General features: G+C 43.1%; 32 protein-coding genes. 15 read left to right on the top strand and 17 right to left on the bottom strand.

Features of this window, described 5'->3' with window-relative positions; translation table 11 throughout:
* Positions 1-69 precede the first annotated feature (69 nt).
* Positions 70-1,278, top strand: a complete 1,209-nt coding sequence (locus tag K1M91_RS09350; protein ID WP_232801483.1) for a tetratricopeptide repeat protein — start codon at positions 70-72, stop codon at positions 1,276-1,278.
* A 79-nt stretch (positions 1,279-1,357) separates the two neighbouring features.
* Here K1M91_RS09350 and K1M91_RS09345 read toward each other — a convergent pair whose 3' ends face one another.
* A complete protein-coding gene (locus K1M91_RS09345; protein ID WP_232801482.1) occupies positions 1,358-3,115 on the bottom strand; it encodes a hypothetical protein in 1,758 nt (585 codons plus the stop codon).
* A gap of 278 nt (positions 3,116-3,393) precedes the next feature.
* Here K1M91_RS09345 and K1M91_RS09340 point away from each other — a divergent pair, with 278 nt between their 5' ends.
* Entirely contained in the window at positions 3,394-4,656 is a 1,263-nt protein-coding gene (locus K1M91_RS09340) for a prolyl oligopeptidase family serine peptidase (protein WP_232801481.1), read from the top strand.
* Positions 4,657-4,753: 97 nt separating this feature from the next.
* On the opposite strand, the gene K1M91_RS09335 is transcribed toward K1M91_RS09340, so the two are convergent.
* The 3 genes from K1M91_RS09335 to K1M91_RS09325 are packed head-to-tail and all read right to left on the bottom strand — an operon-like array spanning position 4,754 to position 7,399.
* A complete protein-coding gene (locus K1M91_RS09335) occupies positions 4,754-5,674 on the bottom strand; it encodes a hypothetical protein (protein ID WP_232801480.1) in 921 nt (306 codons plus the stop codon).
* Positions 5,667-6,083 carry a hypothetical protein gene (locus K1M91_RS09330; RefSeq protein ID WP_232801479.1) on the bottom strand — a complete coding sequence of 139 codons (417 nt, stop codon included), beginning with the start codon at positions 6,081-6,083 and terminating at the stop codon, positions 5,667-5,669. The genes K1M91_RS09335 and K1M91_RS09330 overlap by 8 nt, the downstream gene beginning before the upstream one ends.
* Before the next feature lie 8 nt (positions 6,084-6,091).
* The gene (locus tag K1M91_RS09325; protein WP_232801478.1) at positions 6,092-7,399 is read right to left on the bottom strand and encodes an ATP-binding protein; all 1,308 of its coding nucleotides are present in this window, start codon (positions 7,397-7,399) and stop codon (positions 6,092-6,094) included.
* A gap of 415 nt (positions 7,400-7,814) precedes the next feature.
* On the opposite strand from K1M91_RS09325, the gene yeiP reads away from it, so the two are divergent.
* A complete protein-coding gene (gene yeiP / locus K1M91_RS09320; RefSeq protein WP_232801477.1) occupies positions 7,815-8,381 on the top strand; it encodes an elongation factor P-like protein YeiP in 567 nt (188 codons plus the stop codon).
* 57 nt (positions 8,382-8,438) lie between these two features.
* On the opposite strand, the gene ykgO is transcribed toward yeiP, so the two are convergent.
* On the bottom strand, positions 8,439-8,585 hold the full coding sequence (gene ykgO / locus K1M91_RS09315; RefSeq protein ID WP_232801476.1) for a type B 50S ribosomal protein L36: 147 nt from the start codon (positions 8,583-8,585) through the stop codon (positions 8,439-8,441).
* Positions 8,585-8,851 (bottom strand): type B 50S ribosomal protein L31, encoded by a 267-nt coding sequence (locus K1M91_RS09310; protein WP_232801475.1) that lies wholly within the window; start codon positions 8,849-8,851, stop codon positions 8,585-8,587. The genes ykgO and K1M91_RS09310 overlap by 1 nt, the downstream gene beginning before the upstream one ends.
* Positions 8,852-9,070: 219 nt before the next feature.
* Between K1M91_RS09310 and K1M91_RS09305 the strand changes: the two genes are divergently transcribed.
* From K1M91_RS09305 to K1M91_RS09290, 4 genes are all read left to right on the top strand, one after another.
* On the top strand, positions 9,071-9,685 hold the full coding sequence (locus K1M91_RS09305) for a flagellar protein MotX (protein ID WP_232801474.1): 615 nt from the start codon (positions 9,071-9,073) through the stop codon (positions 9,683-9,685).
* Between the two features lie 230 nt (positions 9,686-9,915).
* On the top strand, positions 9,916-12,414 hold the full coding sequence (rnr, locus tag K1M91_RS09300) for a ribonuclease R (RefSeq protein WP_232801473.1): 2,499 nt from the start codon (positions 9,916-9,918) through the stop codon (positions 12,412-12,414).
* Positions 12,411-13,166, top strand: a complete 756-nt coding sequence (gene rlmB, locus K1M91_RS09295; protein WP_232801472.1) for a 23S rRNA (guanosine(2251)-2'-O)-methyltransferase RlmB — start codon at positions 12,411-12,413, stop codon at positions 13,164-13,166. The genes rnr and rlmB overlap by 4 nt, the downstream gene beginning before the upstream one ends.
* Positions 13,167-13,175: 9 nt before the next feature.
* A complete protein-coding gene (locus tag K1M91_RS09290; RefSeq protein WP_232801471.1) occupies positions 13,176-13,643 on the top strand; it encodes a GNAT family N-acetyltransferase in 468 nt (155 codons plus the stop codon).
* Between the two features lie 42 nt (positions 13,644-13,685).
* Here the strand turns inward: K1M91_RS09290 and K1M91_RS09285 are convergent, their stop codons facing one another.
* Positions 13,686-14,372, bottom strand: a complete 687-nt coding sequence (locus K1M91_RS09285) for an MOSC domain-containing protein (RefSeq protein WP_232801470.1) — start codon at positions 14,370-14,372, stop codon at positions 13,686-13,688.
* Between the two features lie 177 nt (positions 14,373-14,549).
* Between K1M91_RS09285 and K1M91_RS09280 the strand changes: the two genes are divergently transcribed.
* Positions 14,550-15,137 (top strand): MarR family winged helix-turn-helix transcriptional regulator, encoded by a 588-nt coding sequence (locus K1M91_RS09280; RefSeq protein WP_232801469.1) that lies wholly within the window; start codon positions 14,550-14,552, stop codon positions 15,135-15,137.
* A 48-nt stretch (positions 15,138-15,185) separates the two neighbouring features.
* Here K1M91_RS09280 and K1M91_RS09275 read toward each other — a convergent pair whose 3' ends face one another.
* The 4 genes from K1M91_RS09275 to K1M91_RS09260 all read right to left on the bottom strand — a co-directional run bounded on the left by K1M91_RS09275 (position 15,186) and on the right by K1M91_RS09260 (position 17,576).
* On the bottom strand, positions 15,186-15,446 hold the full coding sequence (locus K1M91_RS09275; protein ID WP_232801468.1) for a DUF2024 family protein: 261 nt from the start codon (positions 15,444-15,446) through the stop codon (positions 15,186-15,188).
* 10 nt (positions 15,447-15,456) lie between these two features.
* Complete coding sequence (locus K1M91_RS09270) at positions 15,457-16,197, bottom strand: hypothetical protein (RefSeq protein WP_232801467.1); 741 nt, start codon at positions 16,195-16,197, stop codon at positions 15,457-15,459.
* Positions 16,198-16,252: 55 nt separating this feature from the next.
* Entirely contained in the window at positions 16,253-16,474 is a 222-nt protein-coding gene (locus K1M91_RS09265; RefSeq protein ID WP_232801466.1) for a hypothetical protein, read from the bottom strand.
* Between the two features lie 370 nt (positions 16,475-16,844).
* Entirely contained in the window at positions 16,845-17,576 is a 732-nt protein-coding gene (locus K1M91_RS09260; RefSeq protein ID WP_232801465.1) for a DUF481 domain-containing protein, read from the bottom strand.
* 213 nt (positions 17,577-17,789) lie between these two features.
* Between K1M91_RS09260 and rpsF the strand changes: the two genes are divergently transcribed.
* From rpsF to rplI, 4 genes are read left to right on the top strand one after another with little or no spacing between them, the layout of a single operon-like run.
* The gene (rpsF, locus tag K1M91_RS09255; RefSeq protein ID WP_232801464.1) at positions 17,790-18,206 is read left to right on the top strand and encodes a 30S ribosomal protein S6; all 417 of its coding nucleotides are present in this window, start codon (positions 17,790-17,792) and stop codon (positions 18,204-18,206) included.
* Positions 18,207-18,209: 3 nt separating this feature from the next.
* A complete protein-coding gene (priB, locus tag K1M91_RS09250) occupies positions 18,210-18,518 on the top strand; it encodes a primosomal replication protein N (RefSeq protein ID WP_232801463.1) in 309 nt (102 codons plus the stop codon).
* 11 nt (positions 18,519-18,529) lie between these two features.
* On the top strand, positions 18,530-18,757 hold the full coding sequence (gene rpsR / locus K1M91_RS09245; RefSeq protein ID WP_119910532.1) for a 30S ribosomal protein S18: 228 nt from the start codon (positions 18,530-18,532) through the stop codon (positions 18,755-18,757).
* A 13-nt stretch (positions 18,758-18,770) separates the two neighbouring features.
* Positions 18,771-19,223: a 50S ribosomal protein L9 gene (gene rplI, locus K1M91_RS09240; protein WP_232801462.1), complete on the top strand. Its 453-nt coding sequence runs from the start codon at positions 18,771-18,773 to the stop codon at positions 19,221-19,223.
* 162 nt (positions 19,224-19,385) lie between these two features.
* Here the strand turns inward: rplI and crp are convergent, their stop codons facing one another.
* Entirely contained in the window at positions 19,386-20,024 is a 639-nt protein-coding gene (gene crp, locus K1M91_RS09235) for a cAMP-activated global transcriptional regulator CRP (protein WP_232801461.1), read from the bottom strand.
* A 267-nt stretch (positions 20,025-20,291) separates the two neighbouring features.
* Between crp and K1M91_RS09230 the strand changes: the two genes are divergently transcribed.
* Positions 20,292-20,696, top strand: a complete 405-nt coding sequence (locus K1M91_RS09230; RefSeq protein WP_232801460.1) for an OsmC family protein — start codon at positions 20,292-20,294, stop codon at positions 20,694-20,696.
* Positions 20,697-20,732: 36 nt separating this feature from the next.
* On the opposite strand, the gene K1M91_RS09225 is transcribed toward K1M91_RS09230, so the two are convergent.
* The 5 genes from K1M91_RS09225 to K1M91_RS09205 all read right to left on the bottom strand — a co-directional run bounded on the left by K1M91_RS09225 (position 20,733) and on the right by K1M91_RS09205 (position 24,223).
* The gene (locus tag K1M91_RS09225; RefSeq protein WP_232801459.1) at positions 20,733-21,602 is read right to left on the bottom strand and encodes a phosphoribulokinase; all 870 of its coding nucleotides are present in this window, start codon (positions 21,600-21,602) and stop codon (positions 20,733-20,735) included.
* Positions 21,603-21,675: 73 nt separating this feature from the next.
* Positions 21,676-21,915, bottom strand: coding sequence for a YheU family protein (locus tag K1M91_RS09220; RefSeq protein WP_232801458.1), 240 nt, complete (start codon positions 21,913-21,915; stop codon positions 21,676-21,678).
* Complete coding sequence (locus tag K1M91_RS09215) at positions 21,912-22,886, bottom strand: hydrolase (RefSeq protein WP_232801457.1); 975 nt, start codon at positions 22,884-22,886, stop codon at positions 21,912-21,914. Before K1M91_RS09215 ends, K1M91_RS09220 begins: the two co-directional genes overlap by 4 nt.
* A 4-nt stretch (positions 22,887-22,890) precedes the next feature.
* On the bottom strand, positions 22,891-23,160 hold the full coding sequence (locus K1M91_RS09210; RefSeq protein WP_232801456.1) for a GrxA family glutaredoxin: 270 nt from the start codon (positions 23,158-23,160) through the stop codon (positions 22,891-22,893).
* A gap of 121 nt (positions 23,161-23,281) precedes the next feature.
* Positions 23,282-24,223 carry a hypothetical protein gene (locus K1M91_RS09205; RefSeq protein ID WP_232801455.1) on the bottom strand — a complete coding sequence of 314 codons (942 nt, stop codon included), beginning with the start codon at positions 24,221-24,223 and terminating at the stop codon, positions 23,282-23,284.
* 157 nt (positions 24,224-24,380) lie between these two features.
* Between K1M91_RS09205 and K1M91_RS09200 the strand changes: the two genes are divergently transcribed.
* Together K1M91_RS09200 and can are read left to right on the top strand one after the other, a co-directional pair.
* Positions 24,381-24,581, top strand: a complete 201-nt coding sequence (locus K1M91_RS09200; protein WP_232801454.1) for a hypothetical protein — start codon at positions 24,381-24,383, stop codon at positions 24,579-24,581.
* Positions 24,582-24,662: 81 nt separating this feature from the next.
* The gene (gene can / locus K1M91_RS09195; protein WP_232801543.1) at positions 24,663-25,298 is read left to right on the top strand and encodes a carbonate dehydratase; all 636 of its coding nucleotides are present in this window, start codon (positions 24,663-24,665) and stop codon (positions 25,296-25,298) included.
* Positions 25,299-25,391: the final 93 nt, after the last annotated feature.

Raw genomic sequence — 25,391 nt, 5'->3', positions numbered from 1 at the left:
GTTTTGCATTTTTTGCCGTAAAGGCATTCTCAACCTGGTTTATACCGGCATAACAACAACTGGGGTTAAATGATGAAATGGCTAATGATAGTGCTTGGTTTGTTTTGCTTTCCCGTGTTGGCGAGTGAGCCAAGTTTAAGCGCGGCGCTGGCAAAACAGGTTAAACCGGCTTATCAATTTTACCAGCAAGAGCAATACGGTGAAGCGCTAAGGGTGATCAAAGCCGTTCAGCCCAAGGCGGGTTTTGAGCTGGCTTATATTAAACGTTTTCAAGGCAATCTTCATTGGCTGCTCAATCAGCCAGCGGCAGCGATAACCAGCTTGTCACAAGCGGTGGCAGAAAATGCCTTGCCGAAAGATCAGCAATCACAAACCCAGCGCATGTTGGGTGATTTATATTTATCACAAGCTAAGGCTAAATCGGCTCTTAAACATTATCAGCAAGTGACCGGTTCGCAGCGCGATGCGGCGCTGTATCTCAATATGGCACAGGCTCACTATCAACTTGAGCAATGGCAAGGTGTGGTCAAGGCTGCAGAGCGGGGCATTAAACTCAGCAAAGGGTTTAATAAATCTGCCACCACCTTATTGCTCACGGGTTACTACCAACAAAAAAATTATGCCAAAGCGGCAACAATACTGACTCAGTTAAGCCAGCATGAACCCAGCAATAAACAATGGTGGCTGCAGCTGTCTTCGGTTTATTTGCAAATGAATGATAAAAAACGCGCTTTAAGCACCTTAGAAATAGCCTATCAAGCGGGCATGTTGAGCTCAGCGGCAGAGTTAAAAAACTTGGCTCGCTTGCGCGCCAATGCCGGTTTACCCTATCAAGCCGCTGATTTATTTGCCAGCCAATTAAAAAACCAAACTTTGCCCTATAACACCAGTACCCTCAAAGAGTTGGCTGGTTATTGGCAACTAGCACGTGAATATCAACGTGCTGCTACAGTATGGGGACAAGTTGCTAAGCTGACGGGCTCGCCTGAACATTATTTACAACAGGTGGCGTTATACAGTTTGTTACAGCAGCCTAAGCAGGCGCTTAGTGTGCTTGAAACCATGCCAACCAACGGTGTGGCCGGTAAGGTAGCGCTAGCGAAAACTCAAGCTTGGTATGATTTAAACCAGTATCAAAAAGCGCTGCAATTTGCGCAAAAAGCCCAGCAACAACAAGCCACCGCCAAACAAGGCGCCAGCTGGGTGGCGATGTTAGAAACGAAGCTAGCCGCTAAGCTAGAAACGAATATAGATAGCGGCCAAGGGCGAGTGTTGTGATACTCAGTTGTTTTGTACGTGCAATGAATCAAAGGGCAATTAACCATTCATATTTAGTTGGGCCATGTTAAACCGCTATTTATAACTCTGTGCTGATTTTTTGCTCGACAGTACTAAGCAGACTTTTACTTTTTTCTAGCCAGCTTGGTTCATTGGCTTTTTTCTGCTCCAGCGCAATTTTGTATTGCTCAATAATTTGCTCACCAAGCGTTGGGTTAAGGTTTAGAGCAAGCCATACCAAATCAGCATATCTAGGCTTACCTTGTTCATTAACCTGATCTGAAACCCGAAATGCAGTATTTATTTTTGTCTTACTTGCTTCTTTTTTCAGTAAAAGTGGAATGACATCTGCTGGTGTTTTATTGTTAATAACGATATCCCAAGCCGCTTGAGAATAAGGCTCACTTAGAGCTACTGTTTTAATCTGTTTTTTCGTGGTGTCTGGAAGACTGGCTAATAAGCTCAAGATCTCCGCTTGTTTATCTATATCGTCATCTGAAGCTGGCAATAGAGCCATCGAATCTACCTTGTATAGATTTATGCCATAAAGATGCGCTAGCAGCTGGGATATATGCTGATCAAGTGTTGGCCTGAGCTTTTTAATTTCTTTTAACACCCTGAGTGCATCGTATGTTTTATCCGTAGAAAGAACTAATCTTGCGGCTAGTACGCTTGGGTCTGATATTGCCATTTTCTCTCTTACATCTGCACTTTTTATGTTATGTACTTTGGCTAAGAATTCGTAGTCAGATTGTGTAATTGATTGTTCTTGGTACCAACGCTGGTATACCTGAAATAATCGAGAGTCACACTCAAATGAAGACAGCGGCGCTAATGGTAAATATTCCGAGTAAAAATCATCTATGTGACGATGCCAACCATAGTCAGATATAGCAGAATCATCACAAAAGCTCTGAATTTGCACTTTAAGTAAGTTTTCTATTTGCTTTAACTGTGCGGCTGAAAAATTTTTTTCGTTTGCAATGCATTCTAAAATTGCCTGACTTGCGCTTAATGATTTTATGTCTGTACTACTTGATAAAAGCGATTTTTTCCCACCTGTACTCAACCAGTTAGCGGATGGCTGACTCTCGTATAGTTCATATTTTTTCGCAATGTCACAAGCTAGAGTCGCGATTGCGGTTTTTTGTTTGGCGTTGTAAATCGTCGTTTTTTCAAGTTCACGCTTAGCCCCTAGGAAGGCACTGGTACCCCAGTTATTATTATCATGCCAAGCGATGTTAAGTACGTCCGATTTAAAGGCTGATAGGCGATTCATGTCGTTAAATTTGGGTAGCGCTTGGTAAAGCTGATTAATAACTCGTGTCCGTTCAGTTTCATCAAAATGACTGATATATATGCGATTTAAAGCCTTACTTGTCTCTATTGTGAAGTCAGGGGTGAATACAGGCTCTGTTTCAAGTTTGCTTAATAGATTCAGAGGAGGTTCATATTTAGCATGGAAAAGTTGGCTTTGTTTATCCGAGAAGGTGACTACACTGACAGTTTCACTTGAATATAAATCTACTATTGCGAAAGGTAAAAGAATGACACAGGCGGGAGAGTGACCGCAGCCGGAGCCGCCACCTTGCCTTTTGTATGTTTTTAGCGAAATGCTTAGTTGGTGTTTTTGTGCATAGCTATCAACTGCATCAAGCGTCACTGGCACATCAAAAGCTGTATCGTAGGTGATAACTTCCCCGTGCGTTTCGATCTTGATCTCTTTTCGCTTATCGAGGGTGATTGCCTCGATAAATGAATTGTTATTTGCTGTTGCTGTTGCTTGGATCGCTAATCCAAGAAAACAGCATAGCAGGTTTAAAACGTGTTTTCTCAAACTGAATTCCTTGCAAAAATGCTTTGTTATAGATTCGCTTTATATATTTATGCTGAAGAATGCTCTGGTAAACAAAACAGAGCTATCAATATTTTGAGCAAGGCTTACGTCCCTTAGTTCTAATTTATTTCACCCAAGTTAGTTTAATAGTGGTATATGGCTAGTTCGCGCTTAGTGTGTTCTTATACCTTAATTTTACTATTGCTTCTCAATTATTTGATTAATATATCCCAATAAAGATTGAGTTAGCCAGTCTATTAAGGCAAAGGAATTAGAAAATGCAGAGTAAAATACGATACTCATTTATAGCCATGGCGTTGGTGTTTTTTACCTACTCAGCTTGGGCTGAAAACTTGCTTTCAGCGCGCGCTGGACATGTCACTGTGTTGAACAAGCAAGAAAAGATCACAGAGGAAATGACTCAGCCACCTGCTGATATTTTTAACATCATTAAGTATCCAACCGAGCTGGGCGAGATGTCTGCTTATTTGAGCCAACCGAAATTGGCCACAAATGAAAAGCGGCCGGCGATTATATGGCTAACAGGCGGTTTCCCGACCAGTTCGCCGGGTGATTATCTGTGGACCGAGATCGATGTGGACAATGAACAGTCTGCCAGAGTTTATCGAGATTATGGCATTGTCATGATGTTTCCAACACTGCGAGGTGGTGTTAAAGGAAATCCTGGTGTGGTCGAGCAGTTTTATGGTGAAGTCAACGATGTAATTAGTGCAGGTAAGTATCTTAGAAGTTTAGATTATATTGATCCTGAGCGGGTTTACCTTGGTGGGCACAGTACCGGCGGGACATTGGCATTGTTGGTGGCTGAAGCGACGGATATATTCGCTGGCGTTATTTCACTTGGGCCAACGGCTAATCATTATGGTAAAAAGCGTGCCAATTTTGTTTGGAACGATAAAGAAATTTACTTAAGAAGCCCAAATAACTTCCTGTCTTATATCACTAAACCTACTTATATCATTGAAGGTGAATTCGGTAATGCTGGAAGCATTGAGGACTTTCAACAGCGACTACAAGGGAAGCCGAACAATAAAGTTAAAACCGCTTTAGTGAAGGGCGCCAATCATTTCTCGGTGATCCATCCGGTGAATAGTATTTTTGCCCAAGCGATTGCCGGGGGAGAGCTAAACGTGTTGTCGATTGATGAGAAAAATGAGCTTGAGCCCGCTTATCTGTCTTTTGCCCAACAAGTTCAGCAAACTACCGATCTGCGTATTCTTGCCAATCTGCGTTCGCAAGGGCTGAAGCTTGAGGGTAAGCAGCAAGTGCGTTCTTATTTTTATGCGCGTAATAAAGACTCTTTGGTTGCTGTTGTGGCACAAGCCAAGGCGCAAGGCATGTTGGTGACAGCAATTAGCCAAGAAAAAAGTGAAAATGGCAGTACTTATTTTATGACAAGCCTGTCGAAACAGATAGATATTACAGCATTGCAGTCTTTATTTGAGTTAAGCCACTCATTTAAGCAAATCGCTGATGAAAACGAGCTTTATTACGACTACTGGACCATTGGAAGTAAGTAATTTTTAGACAACCGTGCTCTAGTTTCTGGTTAAACAGCAGTTAGCGCCCAAGGGAGTAGAGAGGATATCCTCTCTACTCCCTTGGGCTTATCCTGGTTTAGTAATCAGGATTGAACTGAAACTTTTCAAGTTCTCTTCTCAGCATCTTATGGTAGTAGGGGATCGCCACCCATGAATAAACCACCAGCCCAAGCCACGTTAAGGAAAGTAAAAAACTGACGGTCGAATAGCCTAAATCTAGCGCGATCTGTGAGAGTAAATTAAAGCTTAAAAAACCAATTATCAATATTAGCCCGGAGGACAGGTTAGACATATTGCTCAAGTAATTATTTAGTTTCCACCATAAGCCAAAAACAGCACTTTTTCGCATTTTAATTTGCGCAAACAAATTAAGTGCTTGGCGGTTTTCTGGGTTTTGCATAATGGCAAATTTAGCATGATAGTCAGCATCTTCAATATTATCTGATGCGAGTGCTATTTCACCCATTAGTAGGTTAGCATCTTGGTCTTGAGCATCTCTGTTAAGGGCTTCTTCTGCGTATTCCTTGGCCGATCTATAATCACCTGTGTCTAGAAAATATTCCCCAAAAGCAATCATGATGCTGATTGAATCAGGCGCTATGTTAGCAGCAGCTTGCAGTGCCGATAATTGCAAGCGGCGCTTTTCTAGTCGACCATAAAGCTCCCCTTTAAGCAGTAAGGCATTATGGTCATTGGGTTCAAGTTGCAATGAGTGATCGCAACTTTCAAGGGCGGCGGTTATTTTCCCTTTAAACAGGAATACCCGCGCGGCGACTAGGTGGAAAAATGCATTAGTAGGATCAAGGTTGAGAGCGAGTTTTAACTCATAGTCAGCAGCATGAATACGGCCCATCGCTAACAAGTTAGCCGCCAATAATCCATGGTAAACAGCTTTCTCAGGTGACTCGCCAAGAAGTTGTTTTAAAAGCGTTACCGAGTGGGCGTGTCTCCCTTGGTTGTAGCTTTGAAGCGCGGTGTCAAAGTAGTAATCATTCATTTGACTGCCCCTGTGTGTAGATGTATTGATGGAGAGCGTAAGGACCAGATTGGATGAATGCGATGTAATATAAGCATAAAAATAATGCCGCTTTGAGCAAGATCCTAAAATATGGAAATACCATTACGCCCATTCCATCTTGTTTCGCGATGGCTCCAAAACCAATGAGTAGCCCTAATAGGGTTAACCCTCCTAGTACGGCGATCAGCAGCTCCTTTTTAATGGTTGGGCTGCCCATGAAAATTCCATTTGCAACCATCCAAACCAAGGGGAACCAATACGTTGCAGCTAAAGGTGGTGACCAAAGTACGGGAATAAAAATGCATAGGAAAAGGATTGCGATGGGGTCAAGTACAAAGGTTGAACCCCAACTAGGTTTAGGTTCATCAACAATGTTATAGCTTTCCATAATCTGTTCTATTTTCCATGCTTTTTAATAAAATCTAGGACATCATTATAGCGGCCTCCATCATTGGCATAGCGAGCATAGTTTCTTGCTGTGGTTAGCCATTCAGTGGTCGTCGCACGGCTTTGTCCGAGTGATTGAGTAAAATGTTTCATTGTTATTTCAGTTTCTTCGCCAGTCTCGATGGTTTCGTCAATCGCTTCGTCTGCAGCCATCTCAATCAAATTGGCGAGATCAGCCCCCGAGTAGCCCGATGTTTTCTGCGCGATTGCATTAAACGCAATATCCGCTGTCATAGGACGATCTGTCATATGATGTTTGAGAATGGCTTCTCGGGCGACAGCGTCAGGAGGAGGAATGAAAAACATCCGATCAAAGCGTCCCGGTCTGAGAAAAGCCGAATCGATCGCCCAAGGAACATTCGTTGACGCCAACACCAGTATGCCGTCATTTTGTTGTGAAAAGCCGTCGAGTTCGGTTAGAAATTGGCTGATGGTGTTGCTGGTGGCGTTGTTACGTGCATGCTCTCGCTTTCCGGCCAGTGCTTCTAGTTCGTCAAAAAAGATGACGGCGGGCTTTTCTTGGCGGGCTTTATCAAAAGTCGCTTTAAGCTTTTGCTCTGACTCGCCAATATACATATCTAGAATGTCTGCTACTTCAACATTAAAAAATGAGGCATTACATTCACCGGCTGTTGCTCTAGCGAGTAATGTTTTACCGCAGCCAGGAGGTCCGTACAATAATACACCGCCACCTACTTTTTTCTTAAAACGCTGGAAGATGGAGGGCTTTTGAAAAGGTAAAATGATTCTCTTGTTAATTTGTTTTTTAATCGCTTCAAGGCCAACAACATCACTAAAATTGGTTGTTGGTTGACGATGGTGTGTTAGCGATAGCACCTCGGCCGTATTGGGTGTATCGATCACTCTGAGTTTAATTTTTTCATCGACCAATTGGAAATGCTGATCACGCGCTGCTGTTTTCAACTCAGGGTGTGATAATCGCAGAGATTGGTAGATGTTTTTTGCTAAATAACCGTGTTCGGATTGCTCAAGGGTATCTAAATAAACTTGAAAGCGATGATTGTCGAGCTTGGCCGCTACCTTGCTAAGGTGCTCAATATCTTTATCTTGCGCGAATGCTGTGCACAGTGAAATTAACGTTGTTTCAGCTAAATTTGTATCAATATCTCCAAGGTAGAGTTTTGCTTGCTCTAGCTGAGCGCTTTCGATGTAGCTTTTAACTAAAATGTTAGCTAATTCAGAAGAGGGGGCTGCAGTATAAGCTGCAGCTAAGCTATCCAGTGTTTGAGGATCCATTGCTTTCTCTCATTGCCAATAATGAGTGGCTAAGAATACATTAAAGTGACTTTTATGGGTTAGTTAAGATAGCTAGAGCATAAGAATTGAGAGCTTGACCAATAATGATGTCGAGTTGGCTTATATCGACTAAGGTTATTTTTCTGACGATCCCTTGTACTGTGTTGATTAGTCGAGTACTTCACAGCGTCAGCGCTAAACTGCTTACAGCGCGGAATATTCAGTGTCGAATGCTGTTAGTAGGCGGTTGACTATTTCTACCGTCACACCGGCTAATAGAGTTTTAGCGCGAGTAAATGATGTGTTTTGTCATCTAACGATGAAAAATCACCATAAAGCTTGCACAAATTTATACCCACAAAGCAAAATCCTGATTAATATATCCGCCAAATTACAATCCTAGGAGTTGGGTAAAATGCCTAAAGCGAGTGAAATCAAAAAAAATATGGCCATTGAGTTTAATGGCGATGCTTATATTGTGCGTGATATCGAGCGCTCTGTGCCTCAAGGGCGCGCCGGCGGTAGTATTTATCGTATGCGTATGTACAGCGTGGGGACTAACCATAAGCTTGATCAGTCGTTTAAAGATTCAGAAATGTTGACGTTAGCCGATTTAACACGCCGTCCGGTGATGTTTTCTTATGCTGATGGTAACGAGTATGTATTTATGGATAACGAAGATTACTCATCTTACAGCTTCAATAAAGAAAACATTGAAGATGAACTGTTGTTCATTGATGAAGAAACGAAAGGGTTGCAAGCCATCATAGTGAACGACGCGCCAGTTGCGATTGATTTGCCAAGTAGCGTTGAGTTAGTGATTGCTGAAACAGAGCCTTCATTAAAAGGTGGCTCTGCAACCGCTCGTACTAAGCCTGCCACGTTAACAACTGGCTTAGTGGTGCAAGTGCCTGAACACATTGCGCAAGGCGACAAAATTAAGATTAACGTTGAAGAGCGTAAGTTCAGCAGCCGCGCTTGATTTCTTCAGTTAACGCTTGGTTTACCGCTTCGTGATGCGGTAAACCTATTGATTATATTAACCTTTACGTTTTTTGGTGCCGCCCTGCACTGCTTTAAATCTTGGGTTACTCTTACAAATGACATACAAACGTCCGCGTCGTTTGACTATCTGACAGTCTCGGTGGCGTTGTTTGGCTGATTTTAATGAGCTAAGTACCTGCATTATTTTTCCTTACCTGTTGATTTTGTAAAACCAAAACGATGGTTGAATTTGGCAATACGCCCTTCAGACTTAACTAAGCTTTGCTTGCCTGTGTAGAAAGGATGAGATTCACTGGAAGTATCTAGGTAACAAACTGGATAGTGCTTGCCATCGTGCCACTGCATGGTTTGATCGCTTTTGTAAGTTGAGCGGATCAAAAATGAGTGATTTGCGGAAGTATCGTGAAAGATAACATAGTCGTAGTCGGGGTGGATATTTGCTTGCATCGTCTCTTACTTGTGTTGTGATGTTATATTGTAACAATAATGCAAATGATATCTATTATCAATAAGTTTTTGTTGGCTTATTACTTGCATTAGTTACTTGCATTAGTTACTTGTGATGTGTTTGCAGTCAGCTCTACTGAACGCATGCTATTGCCGTTTTAAGGTTAAGATTACCAAGGCGGTGCCGATATACTTGACTGAGGACGTAAGGATTAATTTATGTATAAGTATTTATTAGGGTTGTTTTGCTGTAGTATTTTTACCCTGCAAGCCGCGCAAGATTATGAAGTAGTGCAATTGTACACCCAAGATGAGTTGGTAGTGTTGATTAATAAAAATCAGCATTTAGCTCGGGTAAAGAAAGATGAGTGCCAATTGGTGCAAGATATTGAAGCTCATGCGACTAAGGTGCAAGAGCCTAGTTATCAATTTCTTTGGGGCGATATGCTGGCGTGGGGCGTGTGTGTCGACAAAGATCCAGAGCTTGGCGTTTATTTTATGTGGCAAGCGGCCAATCAAGGTTTACCTGCGGCACTAGAGCAGCTTGGTCGATATTATGTCAAAGGCACATTAGTGCAGCGCGATATTGCTAAGGCGATGCCATTGTTACGAGAGTCTGCTGGTTTAGGTTTTTTGCCGGCGCAGCTGCAATGGGCTGATTTATTAGTAAAAGGTAATGGTAGCCCGAAAGATTATGAAGAGGCTTATCGTTTACTACATCATGCAATTATTGGTGATAAGAAAACCTACCAGCAGGCAGCTAAAATTCTCAAGCAGTTGAGTCAGAAAATGCCCGCTAACATAGTAGCAAGAGCGAAACGAATAGCACCGTAATTTGCTTCAGGTTACTTAAATAAAGAACAAAAAAATAGGGAGCGTCCTGCTCCCTCAATAAGGAATATAATGCTTTACCCTATTAAGATTAGCTGTTGGTAAAGGTTTTATCCTGAAATAAACTTACTATATTTTCTTGCCTTTTATTCATTTCTGTTTTCGCGTATTTTTCATTCAAAAAACAAGGGATTCGGATATACTGGCAGGTATTCCTTCGAGGAGAAGAGCACATGTCACAAGACCCATTTGAAGCGCGCGAAGCGCAGAAATACGATAAACCCATTCCTAGCCGTGAATTTATTTTGAACCTGCTTGAAAAGCTTGGCAAACCGGCCACTCGAGATGAGTTATTTAAAACATTAGAATTAAGCACCGATGATGATTACATTGCATTGCGCCGCCGTTTAAAGGCGATGGAGCGCGATGGTCAATTGGTCTATTGTCGCAATGCGAGTTATGCCTTACCGGACAAATTAGAACTGGTAAAGGGTAAAGTAATTGGCCACAAAGATGGCTTTGGTTTTGTTAAACCAGAAGAAGGCGGGGTTGATTTATTCTTACCGCCAAAACAAATGATGTCGCTATTTCATGGCGATTACGTGCTGGTTCAACCAGTAAAAGTCGACGCTCGCGGTCGCACCGAAGCGCGTTTAATTCGTGTGTTGGATGACACTCCGATACAAGTAGTAGGGCGCTTCTTCTTGGAAGATGGTGTCGGCTTTGTGGTACCTGACGACAGCCGTATTGCGCAAGATATTATTGTCCCTACCGAGGTGCGAAATGGCGCTCGTCACGGCCAAGTGGTAGTGACTGAAATCACCACTCGCCCACGTCCTCGTGTTAATGCTATTGGTAAGGTAATTGAAATTCTTGGCCAAAATATGGCGCCAGGGATGGAAGTAGAAATTGCTTTGCGCACTCATGATATTCCGCACAGCTGGCCAGATGGTATTGATAAAGAGCTAAACGTATTTGGTGATGCTGTGCCTGAGCATGCCAAAGTTGGTCGCGTCGATCTGCGTGATTTACCGCTAGTCACCATAGACGGTGAAGATGCCCGTGACTTTGACGATGCGGTTTATTGTGAGAAAAAACCATCGGGCGGTTGGCGTTTATGGGTCGCCATTGCTGATGTTAGCTATTATGTGCGCCATGGCAGTATTTTAGATAAAGAAGCGTTAAATCGCGGTAACTCGGTTTATTTCCCTGACCAGGTTATTCCTATGTTGCCGGAAAAGCTCTCCAACGGTTTATGTTCACTTAACCCTCAAGTTGATCGTTTGTGTATGGTATGTGAAATGACCATTTCTGCGGCAGGTCGTTTGTCGGGTTACAAGTTTTACGAAGCGGTGATGAACTCCCATGCGCGTTTTACTTACACCAAAGTGGCAAATATTTTAGACGGCGATGAAGCCTTACGTGAGCAGTATTCAAGCCATGTAAAACACTTGCACGAGCTACACGCGATGTATCAAGCACTGAAAAGTGCGCGTCATATTCGTGGTGGCATGGAGTTTGAAACCCAAGAAACCCGTTTCATTTTTAACTCGCAACGCAAAATTGAACAGATAGTGCCTTTGCACCGCAATGATGCCCATAAGATCATCGAAGAATGTATGATCCAAGCCAACGTATCGGCGGCGCGTTACATTGAAAAAATGGAAGCTCACGCGTTATTTCGGGTACATGAAACGCCGGGTGAAGAAAAGCTGACCGGCTTTAGAAGCTTTTTAAGTGAGTTAGGTTTAGAGCTACGTGGTGGCCTAGAGCCGCAGCCGCGCGACTATGCTGATTTGGCAGATAAAATAAAAGAGCGCCCTGATGCTGAGCTGATCCAAACCATGCTGCTACGCTCAATGAAGCAAGCCGTGTATCAAGATGAAAACGTCGGCCACTTTGGCTTGGCACTTAAAGAATACGCGCACTTTACCTCGCCTATTCGTCGCTACCCTGACTTGATCTTACATCGCGCCATTAAGTTCCAATTGGCGAAAGAGGTGAAAAACCCTGGCCATCGTTGGACCGATACTGGCGGTTACCATTACCTTGAAGAAGATATGCCAATCTTGGGTGAGCAATGTTCAATGACCGAGCGCCGTGCTGACGATGCTACCCGCGATGTAGCGGACTTCTTGAAATGTGAGTACATGCAAGATCACGTTGGCGATGAAATGCAAGGCACCATCGCGGCGGTGACTAACTTTGGCTTCTTTGTTCGTTTAAATGACTTGCACATCGACGGCCTTGTTCACGTTACTTCTTTACCGGGAGATTATTATCAGTATGATGCCGGTCGACAAGTGATGCAGGGTGAGCGCACCGGTCGCGTGTTCCGTATCGGTGATACCTTGTCGGTTAAGGTGCTGTCAGTCAATTTAGACGATAAGAAAATTGATTTTGAATTAGCAGGTGAAGAAGGCGGACGTCGTCGCTCTGGCCGTAAACCCAATGCCACTAAAGGCGACGACAATACAGCCAAGCCGAGCGGTAGAAAACCTCGTGGCGGCAGTAAGCGCGGGGGCGATAGACAGCAAAACAGTGCAGGGCAAGATAGGCCTGCCAGCGAGCAAGCTACGACTGAAAAGACAACCGATAAACCTATCAGGCGCAAAGGTAAAGGCAAGGGTCATAGCATTGAGCTAGCATCCGGTAAGCCGAAAAAGAAAAAGACAGTTAAAAAGTCTAAGCGTGTGGCTAAAAACAAAAATAAAGCGAAGAAAACGAAATGAGCAAATCTGAATTAATCTACGGTATTCATGCCGTAGAGGCGACACTAGAAAATAACCCTGAGCGTATCATTGAAGTGTACGCTCTAAAAGGCCGCCAAGACGAACGTATGTTACCGATTATTCAAGGTTTACAACGCTTGGGTGTGTCGGTGCAATTCATGCAGCGTAAAGCATTGGATGATAAAACCGATGGTGGTCAGCATCAGGGCATTATTGCACGCGTGAAAGCAGCGCCGGTGCTCAACGAAGGTGATTTAGATGACATCCTGAAAGCTAACGATGGCTCTGCCTTTTTATTGATTTTAGATGGGGTTACCGACCCTCATAATCTAGGCGCTTGTTTGCGTAGTGCGGATGCTGCGGGCGTGCATGCCGTCGTCGTACCAAAGGATAAATCAGCAAGCTTAACACCCACGGTGCGCAAAGTAGCATGTGGTGCAGCGGAAAGTATTCCACTTATTCAGGTTACCAATCTCGCGCGAACGTTGCGTGAGTTAAAAGAAGCCGGTGTATGGTTATATGGCGCGGCGGGTGAAGCAACACAAACTTTATACGAAACCAAACTTACTGGCCCTGTTGGCCTAGTAATGGGCGCCGAAGGTGCGGGTTTACGCCGACTAACACGTGAACATTGTGATGAGCTAATTAGCTTGCCAATGGCGGGCTCGGTATCAAGCTTAAACGTGTCGGTGGCGACCGGTATTTGTTTGTTTGAAGTGGTGCGCCAGCGCGCGGGTTATCAAGCTAAGTAAACCGGTCTTATGAATAAGGGCTTATCACACCAAATAAAGTGGCAGCTTAGCCACTTTTCACAATTTACTGCCTCCCAGTGGTATCAAGTTGCAGCACTGCGGATGGCGATATTCGTGGTTGAGCAAGATTGCCCTTATCAAGACTTAGATGGGCTAGATTGTCATCCAGATACGTTGCATTTATCCGCGTGGCAAGGTGATGAGGTGGTCGGGTATTTACGTATTTTGCCGCCCCATACTGCCTATCTGCAAGCCTCTATTGGTAGAGTGATTGTGGCGATGCCTGCGAGAAGTATCGGCTTAGGTCATCAATTGATGGCGCGAGGCGTGACGGCTGCAAAGGCTCACTTTAATCTGCCTTTTTATCTTAGCGCACAGACCCACTTACAAGGTTTTTACCTGCAGCACGGTTTTCAGATAGTCGGTGAGCCTTATCTAGAAGACGGCATCCCTCACATCGGTATGATGCTTGATTAGCCAAAAAACGCATCGGCAACATAGCTTAATGAAGCCTGCTGGTTAACCTAAGTTGAAGCCGAACAAGCGGCTGTTCCAGTCTTCCACTTTACTTGTTTCTAAGCGCTGCTGTGCTTTAACCTTCCAGCTTTCTGAAAGCGCACTGCACGCTACTAGTTGCTGTAGAAAAGCCTCATTCAATGGGTCATTAAAGAACCGCCACGCGACTTCTTTCACGGTCAACTTGGGAAAGGCTCTCGAAATTAAGCTCAGTTGTGTATTTGGCGTAATATTCCCAGGCTGTAAAACGCGCAGTAAATAACCCGCTAAGCCATTTACTTGAAGTAATAAAGCCATATTAGGAATGGCAAAGCGGTGATTCAACTTAAAACAAGGCGAGCGCGGTTGGCTGACCTCTATCACTGCGTCGCCTAATTGAAACACGTCGCCGATGCAGACCTCTGTTTCAGTCAGCCCTTGCGCCGATAAATTTTCACCGAACGCTCCAGCTTTAAAGCAATTTCGTTCTGGATAGCTGCGCTGCCATGACAAGTAATGCTCTACAGGGTAGAGGTGTAACGCTCTATCAACACCGCCGTGATGCTTAGTGTCTGCTTGCTGATCGTTGGCGAGTCCCAATTCAGACAACCAAGTTGGCTCTATAATTGGTGCTTTCTTGATCGCACTGGTTAAGCTTGTTGTTAATGGCTGGATAGTGCCAGACAGCACAGTTACGTTAGTTGTTAGCATTTATGTGGGGTTCCAAAAATCAGACCTTTACCTGAATAGTTACAAGGAAAAGAATCAATAACATGACGACATTCCTCTCATTGACGGGCTTAGTTCAGATGCAAATTGGTGTCAATAACCATCATGGTGCTATACTAACGGAGTATTGTTTCGATTAAAAACTTAAAACAGGTATCCATGGCAAATACGATTAAAACTTGTGATTTATTAGAGCGGTTAAGTACTTTATTTCGCAATGAAGTTAGGCAGGCTGGATTAAGTCATGGCTTACATCCTGTGCACTTGGAAGTGCTTTACTACTTGAGTCGTTGTAACTTATTTAGTGATACACCAGCTGCGGTCAAAGATTTCTTGGGTACCACCAAAGGAACCACATCACAATCGATTACATTACTCGAAAATAAAGGTTATTTAACTAAGACGAAAGACGCACAAGATAAACGGGTTTATCACTTAAGCTTGACCGATGCCGGTAAGGACATTGCTGACCAAACTATGCCTCCTCCGAGTTTACGACACGCTCTTGAACGTTGCTCAAATGATCAAAGTAGTACGTTAGAGCAACAATTAGAAGCCTTGTTGATAGATATTCAAAACGAAACAAGAAATGTTAGCTTTGGGCTGTGTAAAACGTGTATTCACCATGCCCCTAAAAACCAAACCCTTTTTCTGTGTCAGCTGACCCAAAAAGAATTACCGCGTAAATTTGGTGAATTAATTTGTCGCGAGCACCAGTTAAAAGTTGTTAGTGACAATGGGGCTTAACCCCCATTGTCACTTTACTCGCTTTATTATTATAAAGCGTCACACCTGTTAAGCTGGACAACCTTCTAGTTTATAGATGGCGTAACCTTGTTTTTTAATGGTGTCATCGTATTCAGGTAGTGAAGCAGCGCTATGGCAAAACGAGCAACCACCACTGCGAATTTCAGCGCCTTCTTCACCTATTTCAGACAACCATTTTTGTGCGATAGTTAATGCTAATTCCGCATCTCGTGTAGGCAGCAGCACATCAAAATGCAAACGCTTGCCTGCGGCGGTATAAGCATAAGTATCAAATACGTGAACGGACATTAGTTATTCCTTACTTTTTAGTAACCACTTTGCCCGGTAATGATAAATCACCCGAGGCTACGTCGTTCACCGCTGTGACACACAATAGCGGGTTATGTACACTATCGTTCACTTGCAATACCGCTGTTACCGCATCAAACTGGAAGTCTTCTTGGAAAGAAAGATCTTTCGTTGGTACTTCTACCGATACTTCATTTTTGACAAACTCAGGTGTGTAACCAGGGCTATCAATGTAAATCGGCAAACCTGGCCAAGTCGCAGGCAACGCAGGTGTTTGACCTTCAGGAATATCTTTCACTTTCAGGCCGCCGCCACAAGACTCATCTTTGGTTAAAACTACCCAGTGTGAATGCCATTCGTTGCCATCATTGGCTTTATCGCCATCTAAGTTTTCATCAAACTTTGGTGTATCATCAAAGTCTGGGTGCGCGGTTACTGCTAACGCTAAGATCCCTTGACCTTTCTCAAAGCCTACCGCTTCTGAATCCAGATTGGTTGGCCATACATAGCTGTAAACTTCTGAGCCACCCAATTTACCGATTGCTTTCGGTTTGGTTTGGCCCAGTTTATCTGTTACTTCCGCTTGGAAAGTTAATGAGGCCGCGTTTTTAATGATTTTTGAGTGTGTCAGGTCAAATTCACTCGCTATTTTAGCATCGGATTTGCTCATAATATGACCTTGATGATCACCGTCAGCAAAGACCGCTGCGCTTAATACCAATCCCATGGCTGTCACTAGGTATTTTTTCATTGTCGCTTTCCCTCTTTTAATAAAAAAGGGCAGCAAACTGCTGCCCAATGGCCCATTAAGCTTTGAGATCTGCCAGTGAAGCACCGAAGTTAATGTGGAAGACACCACCATTAAGCAGCACTGCTGGTACAGATTTAATACCTGCTGCTTCCGCATCAGATAAACGCTCAGGCTGTTCGCCTAAGTGAACAATTTCAGCATTCAATGCTTTGGCTACTTGTTGTTCAGCTTCAACACAAATCGTACAACCAGCATGGTAAAAAATAGGTTTGGTCATGGTCTGTCCTCATTTAAGTTATTTGTAATTTTGTTTCGTTTCGAAACATTTATTACTATAGGTGGCTAAAGTTTTTTGTCAAATTGTTTCGAATAAAAACTTTTTGTTCTTTAGCGGGGGATAGTTGAGAAGTGTCAAAATATAAGTTAGCCAGCCTAATCCTTACTTTGCGCAAGGTAGCTTGTGGTTCACTGCACGTTATATTGGCCTTAGCCGCCTGTGTACATCAATGCACTAGCTTTTTGTATTGCTCTGCTCAAGAGCATGGTTTTACTGTGGTGGGAGAGCTTTGCTTTGAGGTGGTATTCCTCATATAGGTATAATGCTTGCTAGATCGATTGGCTTTATTTGTTGAGACAGTGAATTGACATCAAAATAGATAACGAACATTAATTTTGTTGGTGAATTCGTTGTTAACTGCGCCAACTGGTACGTTTTTGGTATAGGTATTGCTGAAGCTAAATACCAAGGATAGGTCGTTTAATATTTTATTCTCTAATTTTGCATCAATATTGGAGATGGTATTTTTGTTGCCGGTTTCGAGTGATGTATCAAGATAAAACTTGATGCTCTCAGTGAAAGAGCGTTGGTACTTTATAACGCTGCGAACAATCCCTTCTTTCTTTTTAGTTTGGTCTTGTAGTGTTTTTTGTGGCTCTGAGTATCGATAACCAGGACCAATTTCTAGGCTAAGTTTGTGCTCATTTTCGTCAAGGAAAGTTTTACCGTATCCACTGGAGTAAGTTTGTTCTTTGGCGAAGCTGGCAAATTTATGCTTTTTAAGATCAACGCGTAAAAATATATAATCTTCATCAGAGAGGGCGTAATCACCTTGTAGTTGTATTCGACCTCTTTTGGTGTAAGGCACGCCGTCATCACTTGCGTAGTCAAAGTTGTATTCAATATGTCCGGTTAAATCGCTATCGGCATCGTAATCTATGATGAGCACGCTGTTTAATGCGTGAGTGGTTTTGTTGCCTTTGTCATACATCCAGCCAAATTCAATAGATGATTGCCAAGGCTCGATGGGATCATCATATTCGGGAGGAACAATCGCAAGCGAAGAGAAACTGCAAAAAAATAAAACGAAAAGCGCGCGCATTGATTACCATGAAATCGAAAGTTTTACCTATTTTAGAAGGCTTTATCTGCAAAAAAAAGCTTTTATACAAGGTGTTTATTTCCCTTGTGTATCTGCCTGTTGCTCTGTATAATTTGCGACCTTAAATCAGTCATCACCCTTTTGTTCCTTGCTTCTGACGGTACCAGACTGAGCCGCACACAGAGGCTGATTAAACCCGTAAGGATCAAGTAAATGCGTCATTACGAAATCGTATTTATGGTTCACCCTGATCAGAGTGAACAAGTTAACGGCATGATCGAGCGCTACAGTGCGATGATCACCGACAATGGCGGTACTATTCACCGTCTAGAAGATTGGGGCCGTCGTCAATTGGCTTACCCAATCAACAAGCTACACAAAGCACACTACGTTCTATTAAACGTAGAAGCTGAGCAAGCTGTAATCGACGAACTGGAAACTGCTTTCCGTTTCAACGATGCTGTGATCCGTAACATGATCATGCGTACTAAAGCTGCTATCACTGAAGTTTCTCCAATGGCTAAAGCTAAAGAAGAGCGTCAATCACGCGATTCTCGTCCAGCTTTTGATTCTGCTGCTCCACAAGCGCAAGCGGAAGAAGCTCCTCAAGAGGCTGCCAGCGAAGAGTAATTTGTGTCAGAAAACTGTTTGCAACTAAGCGGTGAGTTAATTAGCTCTCCTAAGTTGACTAAAAGTCCGGCAGGCATTGTTCATTGTAAGTTTAAAATGAAACATGAATCGCGGCAGACAGAAGCCAACTTAATTCGCCAATGCTTTTGCATTATGCCCATAGTAGTGGCGGGCGAGATGGCAACACAGGTTTCAAATCAAATAGAGAAGGGCAGTAAAATTAAGGTGAGTGGATTTCTCGCTAGCCATAAAAACCAAAGTGGTAATGGTGAATTGGTTTTACATGCTCAGTACATTGAGAAAATTATTTAAGGATCAGGCAAATGGCACGTTATTTCCGTCGTCGTAAGTTCTGTCGCTTTACTGCTGAAGGCGTAAGCGAAATCGATTACAAAGATGTAGTGACTTTAAAAAACTACGTTACTGAAAGTGGTAAAATTGTACCTAGCCGTATTACTGGCACACGTGCAAAATACCAACGCCAGCTAGCTCGTGCAATCAAGCGCGCACGCTACCTGTCTCTTTTACCATACACTGACTTACATCAGTAAGAGGGGAAGTGACATGGAAATTATTTTATTAGACAAAGTTGCTAACCTAGGTACGCTAGGTGATCAAGTTTCTGTTAAAGCTGGTTATGCTCGTAACTTCCTTTTCCCACAGGGTAAAGCGGTTCCTGCAAACAAAGCAAACACAGAGAAATTCGAAGCACGCCGTGCTGAGCTAGAAGCTAAAATTGCTGCAGACCTATCAGCTGCTGAGCAACGTGGCGAGAAGCTAAACGCACTAGAAGCGGTTGTTATCGCTTCTAAAGCGGGTGAAGAAGGCAAATTATTTGGTTCTATCGGTACTCGTGATATCGCTGATGCAATTACTGCAGCTGGCGTACAAGTAGTGAAGAGCGAAGTTCGTCTACCAGAAGGTGTTCTACGTAACACTGGCGAATACGACATCGCAATCCAAGTACACAGCGACGTAACTGCAACTGTTAAAGTTTCAGTAGTAGCTGCAGAGTAAGTTTTACACTTACTTCTTAAAAACCGGCTTAGGCCGGTTTTTTTATGCATGAAATTTGCCAAAAAGCGAACAACGTGAATGCCAGACATAAAAAAACGAGGCTTAAGCCTCGTTTTATACCACCTTGCTAGTATTGGCTAACCCAAGTTAATGGGTGCCGAATTAACGGGTACCGAATACCACAATGGTTTTACCGTGAGCTGAAATGAGGTTCTGCTCTTCCAGCATTTTCAGAATGCGACCGACAGTTTCACGAGAACAGCCCACGATTTGGCCGATTTCTTGACGGGTAATTTTAATTTGCATGCCATCTGGGTGGGTCATTGCATCAGGCTGTTTAGCTAGGCTTAACAGAGTTTGTGCAATACGACCAGTTACATCTAGGAAAGCCAAGTCGCCTACTTTTTGACTGGTTTCCTGTAGGCGAGAGCCCATTTGGCTAGAAAGGCGCATTAGAATTTCAGGGTTTACCTGAATCAACTGACGGAATTTCTTGTAAGAAATTTCAGCCACTTCACATGGAGATTTTGCGCGGATCCAAGCGGTACGAATTGGGTTTTCTGATTCATCAAACAAACCTAACTCACCCATAAAGTCTCCCTGGTTAAGGTAAGACAGGATCATTTCTTTGCCTTCTTCATCCTTGATTAACACAGCAACCGAGCCTTTTACGATATAGTAAAGAGTTTCAGCTTTTTCGCCAGCATGGATCAATGTGCTTTTAGAAGGATACTTGTGGATATGGCAGTGCGACAAAAACCATTCTAATGTCGGATCTGCTTGAGGTTTACCAAGTACCATATGTGTTCCTCTATTCTTATATTTACCGCTTCAATCTGGTTGCACCTGCAGCAAGACATCATTAGCAGTGAGCTATTTTAGTTAACGCATGATAGCATAAAAGCCTTGTAATCATGCTGCAAGTCTTGATTGATAAAGTTATAAAATTAGCGCTGGATCAGCTTTTTAGATTGATTTTGATCTAATTGTCGATTTGAACTAGCTCAATGTTTAAGAAAAAAACCAAGCTTAATCATCCTATTGTCACAATAAGTAAATGAGAAATATATGCAAATTAAAGTGGAGTGGTCGCAGGCCTTAAAATTTGTTGGTCAATCGTCGAAGGGGCATCAAGTTTTAATGGATGGCAACAGCGGCACCGACGGAGCCAGCCCAATGGAGTTAGTACTAATGGCGATTGCTGGCTGTAGCTCTGTAGATATCGTTTCAGATTTAAAGGACGCGAAGCAGAAAATCCAAGGTTGCGAAGTTGGTGTGACAGCCGAGCGAGCTGAATCGGCACCGAGGGTTTTCACTAAAATTGATTTGTTATACACGGTAACGGGTACTGACGTTGACGCGAGTTTAGTCGACAAAGCGATTAACGCCTCAATGGAAAAGTATTGCTCGGTTGCTAAAATGCTTGAACCAACAGTAGAGATCAATGCTCGCTTTGAAGTTAAAACCGCGTAAATAGGTAGTGGGCTCGTCTAAGATGAGCCCGTTAATTTAGGCGATTTTACCCGTTGCCATTAGTTGACGGATTAACGGCGTTAGTATTAGCTCCATGGCAAAGCCCATTTTCCCGCCTGGTACGACGATGGTATTCATACGTGACATATACGCATCATCAATCATCGAGAGCAGGTAAGGAAAGTCCATGTTCTTAATACCGCGAAAGCGGATCACCAGCAAACTTTCATCCAGTGATGGGATGTTCTTAGCACTAAAGGGGTTAGAGGTGTCCACCAAGGGCACGCGCTGAAAGTTAATGTGTGTGCGTGAAAACTGCGGTGTAATAAAATTAATGTAGTCATCCATTGAACGAACAATTGAGTCTGTTACGGCTTCTCTAGAATGGCCGCGCTCAGATGTATCGCGCACTAATTTTTGGATCCACTCCAAATTTACAATTGGCACCATCCCTATCAGAAAGTCCACATGCTGAGCGACATCTGTATTACCATCGCAGACTGCGCCGTGTAAGCCCTCGTAGAATAATAAGTCAGTGTTGTCTTCGAGTTCTTGCCATGGGGTAAAGGTGCCTGGCATTTGATTGTAAGGCACAGCTTCATCAAATGTGTGTAGATAGCGACGGAATCGACCTGTGCCCGTTTCGCCGTATTCCTTCATGAAATGTTCTAGTTGTTCAAAGTCATTCGCTTGTGGGCCAAAATAACTTATATGCTTACCTTGTTCACGGGCTTTACGGATTGCAACATCCATTTCAGGGCGGGTATAGCGGTGGAAGCTATCCCCTTCCACAAAAGCGGCCTTGATGCCAAGCTGACGAAAAATTTGGGCGAAGGCTAAGGTTGTGGTGGAAGTGCCTGCGCCTGATGAACCGGTAATGGCAATAATGGGATGCGTGGCTGACATGGGAGAACCTTATCCAATAATGAGATAACAAATAGATAAGCAGTGTATGTAAAAAAAACGTGTCAGGAAATGGTTAACTTAACATTGCTGAATTTTCTTCACTAACTTGGTCTTTTGGTACGATATTTACGGACTCGTGTAATTCGGAATAAACGATGACGACTCGGCCTGATTCAAGCTGTGCTCTCACTTGCAGAACTTTCTCGGCCAAACTAATATCTTGTTCACCGTACTCCGTGCCCTCTTGTAGGACAAAATGTTCAATCAATTGCTCTAATGTTTCGGCGCTGATATCTTGGTAGGGAATGATCATATTGTGCTCTTGCTGAATTGGCTTAACCATGTCGGAATGGTTTGTTCTAGCCAGAATGTGGGGCGTTGGATGTTACCTTGAACAAAGCCAACATGACCACCTTTTTTACTGATCGCCAGTTCAACTAAAGCAGAAACTTGATCTGGCCGTGGAATAACTTCGGGCGTCATGAAGGGGTCATCTTTAGCATGGATAAGTAAGCATGGTGTGTTGATGTCCGTTAACTTATCAAATGCACTGCATTTTTGATAATACTCTGCGGCGCTGGCAAAGCCGTGTAATGGTGCCGTAATGGTTTCATCAAAAGCGTGGAACGTTGTCAGCTGAGCAGTATTGGGGACGGGAAACTCGGCCAAGGCGCCTGTACTAACTTTATTATTTAAATTTTTCTTCATGCGACTTAATAAATGATGCTGGTAAACACGCGAGAACCCTTGTTGCAGTCTCGCTGAGCATAAATCAAGCCGCAATGGCGCCGAAACGGATACTGCCGCTATCAGGCCAGATGCTTGGGGCTCTGCCAGTAGGTTTAGCAGCATGTTGCCGCCAAGGGAATAACCTATCGCCATTAAAGGATGGGCTGGATATTGTTGCTGCAGCCAATTGATTAAAAAACGAGCGTCTGCGGTTTCTCCGCTGTGATAACTGCGGGCGCGTAAATTTGGCCGACCACTGCAGCCTCGGAAGTGCATCAGCAAGCCTATCCAACCTGCTTTCTTGAGTGCACTCATCATCCCTTGCGCATAAGGTGAATTGATTGACCCCTCTAAACCATGAAAAATAATCACAATCGGCTTATTAAAGTCAGCCTGAGGACGCTCGGTCCAGATCAGGTCTAAAAAATCATGATCGGGCGTGGTTAAGGTTTGATGTTGCAAAGGCAAACGAAACTGCCGATTGAGAAACGTCGGCAATAACGTTTGTAAGTGTGCATTAGCACACCAAAGTGGCGCTTGGAAGGTATCAACCACTCGATTAGTCTTCTTGATAAAGGCCTAGGTTTTCTTTTGCGTAGGCTTCAAATTCGGTGCAACCGCCGATATGCCTTTGATCTAAAAATATCTGTGGTACGGTTTCTACTGGTTTACCTACGGTTTTTTCCAAGTCCGCTTTACTGATGCCTTCAGCATGAATATCAACATAACGGAATTTAAAATCATCTCGTGATTCGGTGAGTGTTTCAGCAATCTCTTTTGCACGTACGCAATAAGGGCAACCTGGGCGACCAAAAATAACAGCTAACATAAAATTTCCTCTCAATGTTTATTAACTTAGCTATAGCATAGAGGAAAATGGGATAGGCTTACATTGGTTTATTTCAGTTAGTTCAATAGGTATTAACTATTGAACTAACTGCTGTGCAGACCTAGATGTTGTTAAACAGCACCTCTAACCTTAGGGTGATAGAAACTTCATCGTGTCGTTCTAGTTCTTCTTCTTTGGGCCACTCAACGGCAGGGGTGAGCTCATAAAAAAACCACTTTCGGAAAATACTTTGTCGATACCTAACCGCCAGTCGTTGGTTAGAAAGGTAGTGATAAGGTTTCGTTTTACCTTGAACACTTGCCTCATAGCTGAGAGCTTGAGTGTCAGAGATAAATTGATAGAGAGTTAAGCCTGAGCCTAATTCTGCGCCATTAAAGCTGGTTTCTACCTTGGCGAAATTAGTCCAGCGCAGTAAAAAAGTGTCATTGATTTTGTGATCTAAATCGAGGTCAGTCTTGCTGCCTGTATCGCTTTTTTTCTGGTAAATTTTTTGTGTAATACGGCCATAAGTATCAGCGGTGAATGGGTAAGTGTAGCGATAACGTGCTTCAATACCTGGGTGTAAGCTGACTTTAAAATTCAAACTGGAGCGTTCTTTAACAAACCAGTCATAGCGTAAACCGAACGTATTTTTTGTGTCGTCACTGCTATTAGGAAAGAGATCGGCAACTTTATCGTCAGCATCGCTTTCAAATACTAACTTTAATCGTTTAGTGGCTTTGGGAATGTGTACTCGAGCAGAGAGTCGTGTCTTATATGTAAAGCCTTCGCCTTCGGTTTGCTTAAAGTCATTATACCAGCGCACCATAGTGCCCGCTCTAGAGTCTTGTGTTACGCGCTCATCAACAAAGAAATCATCGAACCAAAGAGCTGGTTCACAAAGCTTTGAATTTAGGTAGTCATAGGTTTTGTCCAGCATGGTGCTTTCTTGGCTTTCATACAGACAAGGGCTTTTTTCTTCTACACTGAGGTCGTCAGCTAACGTCAAGTAACTGACAGGGGCTAATAGTATGATGCTGAGCATGCGGGTTAAATTACACAAAGGACTTCCTTGGTCTTATTTGTTCTTCTATCAAGTATAACACTGCCTCAAGTAGGGTTTTTAATATTTAATTGCGATGGAATAAGCAACTTGGAATAGTTCATGCTTTTTAAATTGTAGTATTTACAAAAAGCTGGTGATGGCTGCGGAGGATAATATGTCTCATCTAAACTGTCAGCGCTTAAACGAACACTTTAATCGAACCCTTATTGCCGGTTTAACTCTGATTAGCATTTTATTGGATGGATGGTTTGCTGATGCCATGACAATGGCCGCGGTACTGCTGTGGCTTTGGTTGCCAGAATGGCAAACATGGTTTAAAAATCATTCCATTAAAACGAGTAGTCTTAAGCTGTGATTTATTATTTGCTTTGTATCAGTGTTTGGTTACTCTAGGTGCGCTAAATTGGCCGAAGAAAGTAGAGATGAGGAACGAAATGTGGATTTATTAGGGCATCTGCTTGAAAATAATGAAGATTGGGCTGAGAGAATTAAGGCTGAAGATCCTGCTTTTTTTGAAACGTTAGCTGCGCAACAAGCGCCAGAGTACTTATGGATTGGCTGCTCTGATAGTCGTGTTCCGGCTAATCAATTATTGGGGTTGCTTCCTGGCGACATTTTCGTTCATCGTAACATTGCTAATCTAGTGGTACATACGGACTTAAATTGTATGTCTGTGATCCAATATGCAGTGGATGTACTTAAAGTTAAACACATTATTGTCACAGGCCATTATGGCTGCGGAGGCATTAAAACGGCACTGGAAAATACTTCTCACGGTTTGATTGATTATTGGCTGCGTAATATTAAAGATACTTATCAAAAGCATCGTCGTAAATTCAATTCTCAGATGACTCAAGAACAACGCGTAGACTATTTATGCGAACTGAATGTGATTGAGCAAGTAGAAAATATCTGCCACACCAGTATCGTGCAGCAAGCATGGCAAAGAGAGCAAGAGTTAACCGTGCATGGCTGGGTTTATTCCATTAAAGATGGCTTACTGAGAGATTTAGATGTCGCCGTATCGAACAAAAAACAACTAGAGAAAATCTATCGTATTGAGGAGGTTTAACTTCTTCCTTCGCTTTAATTTGCTGCTGAATTTACTCGTTTTGATGCTATCGACTAGCACAAGTTGCGGCTAAGCTTGGCTAAGTGAGTCAGC

It is taken from the genome of Motilimonas sp. E26 (assembly GCF_021278025.1).
Taxonomy (GTDB): Bacteria; Pseudomonadota; Gammaproteobacteria; order Enterobacterales; family CBDFNC01; genus Motilimonas.
This window is presented reverse-complemented; position numbering and strand designations above follow the sequence as displayed.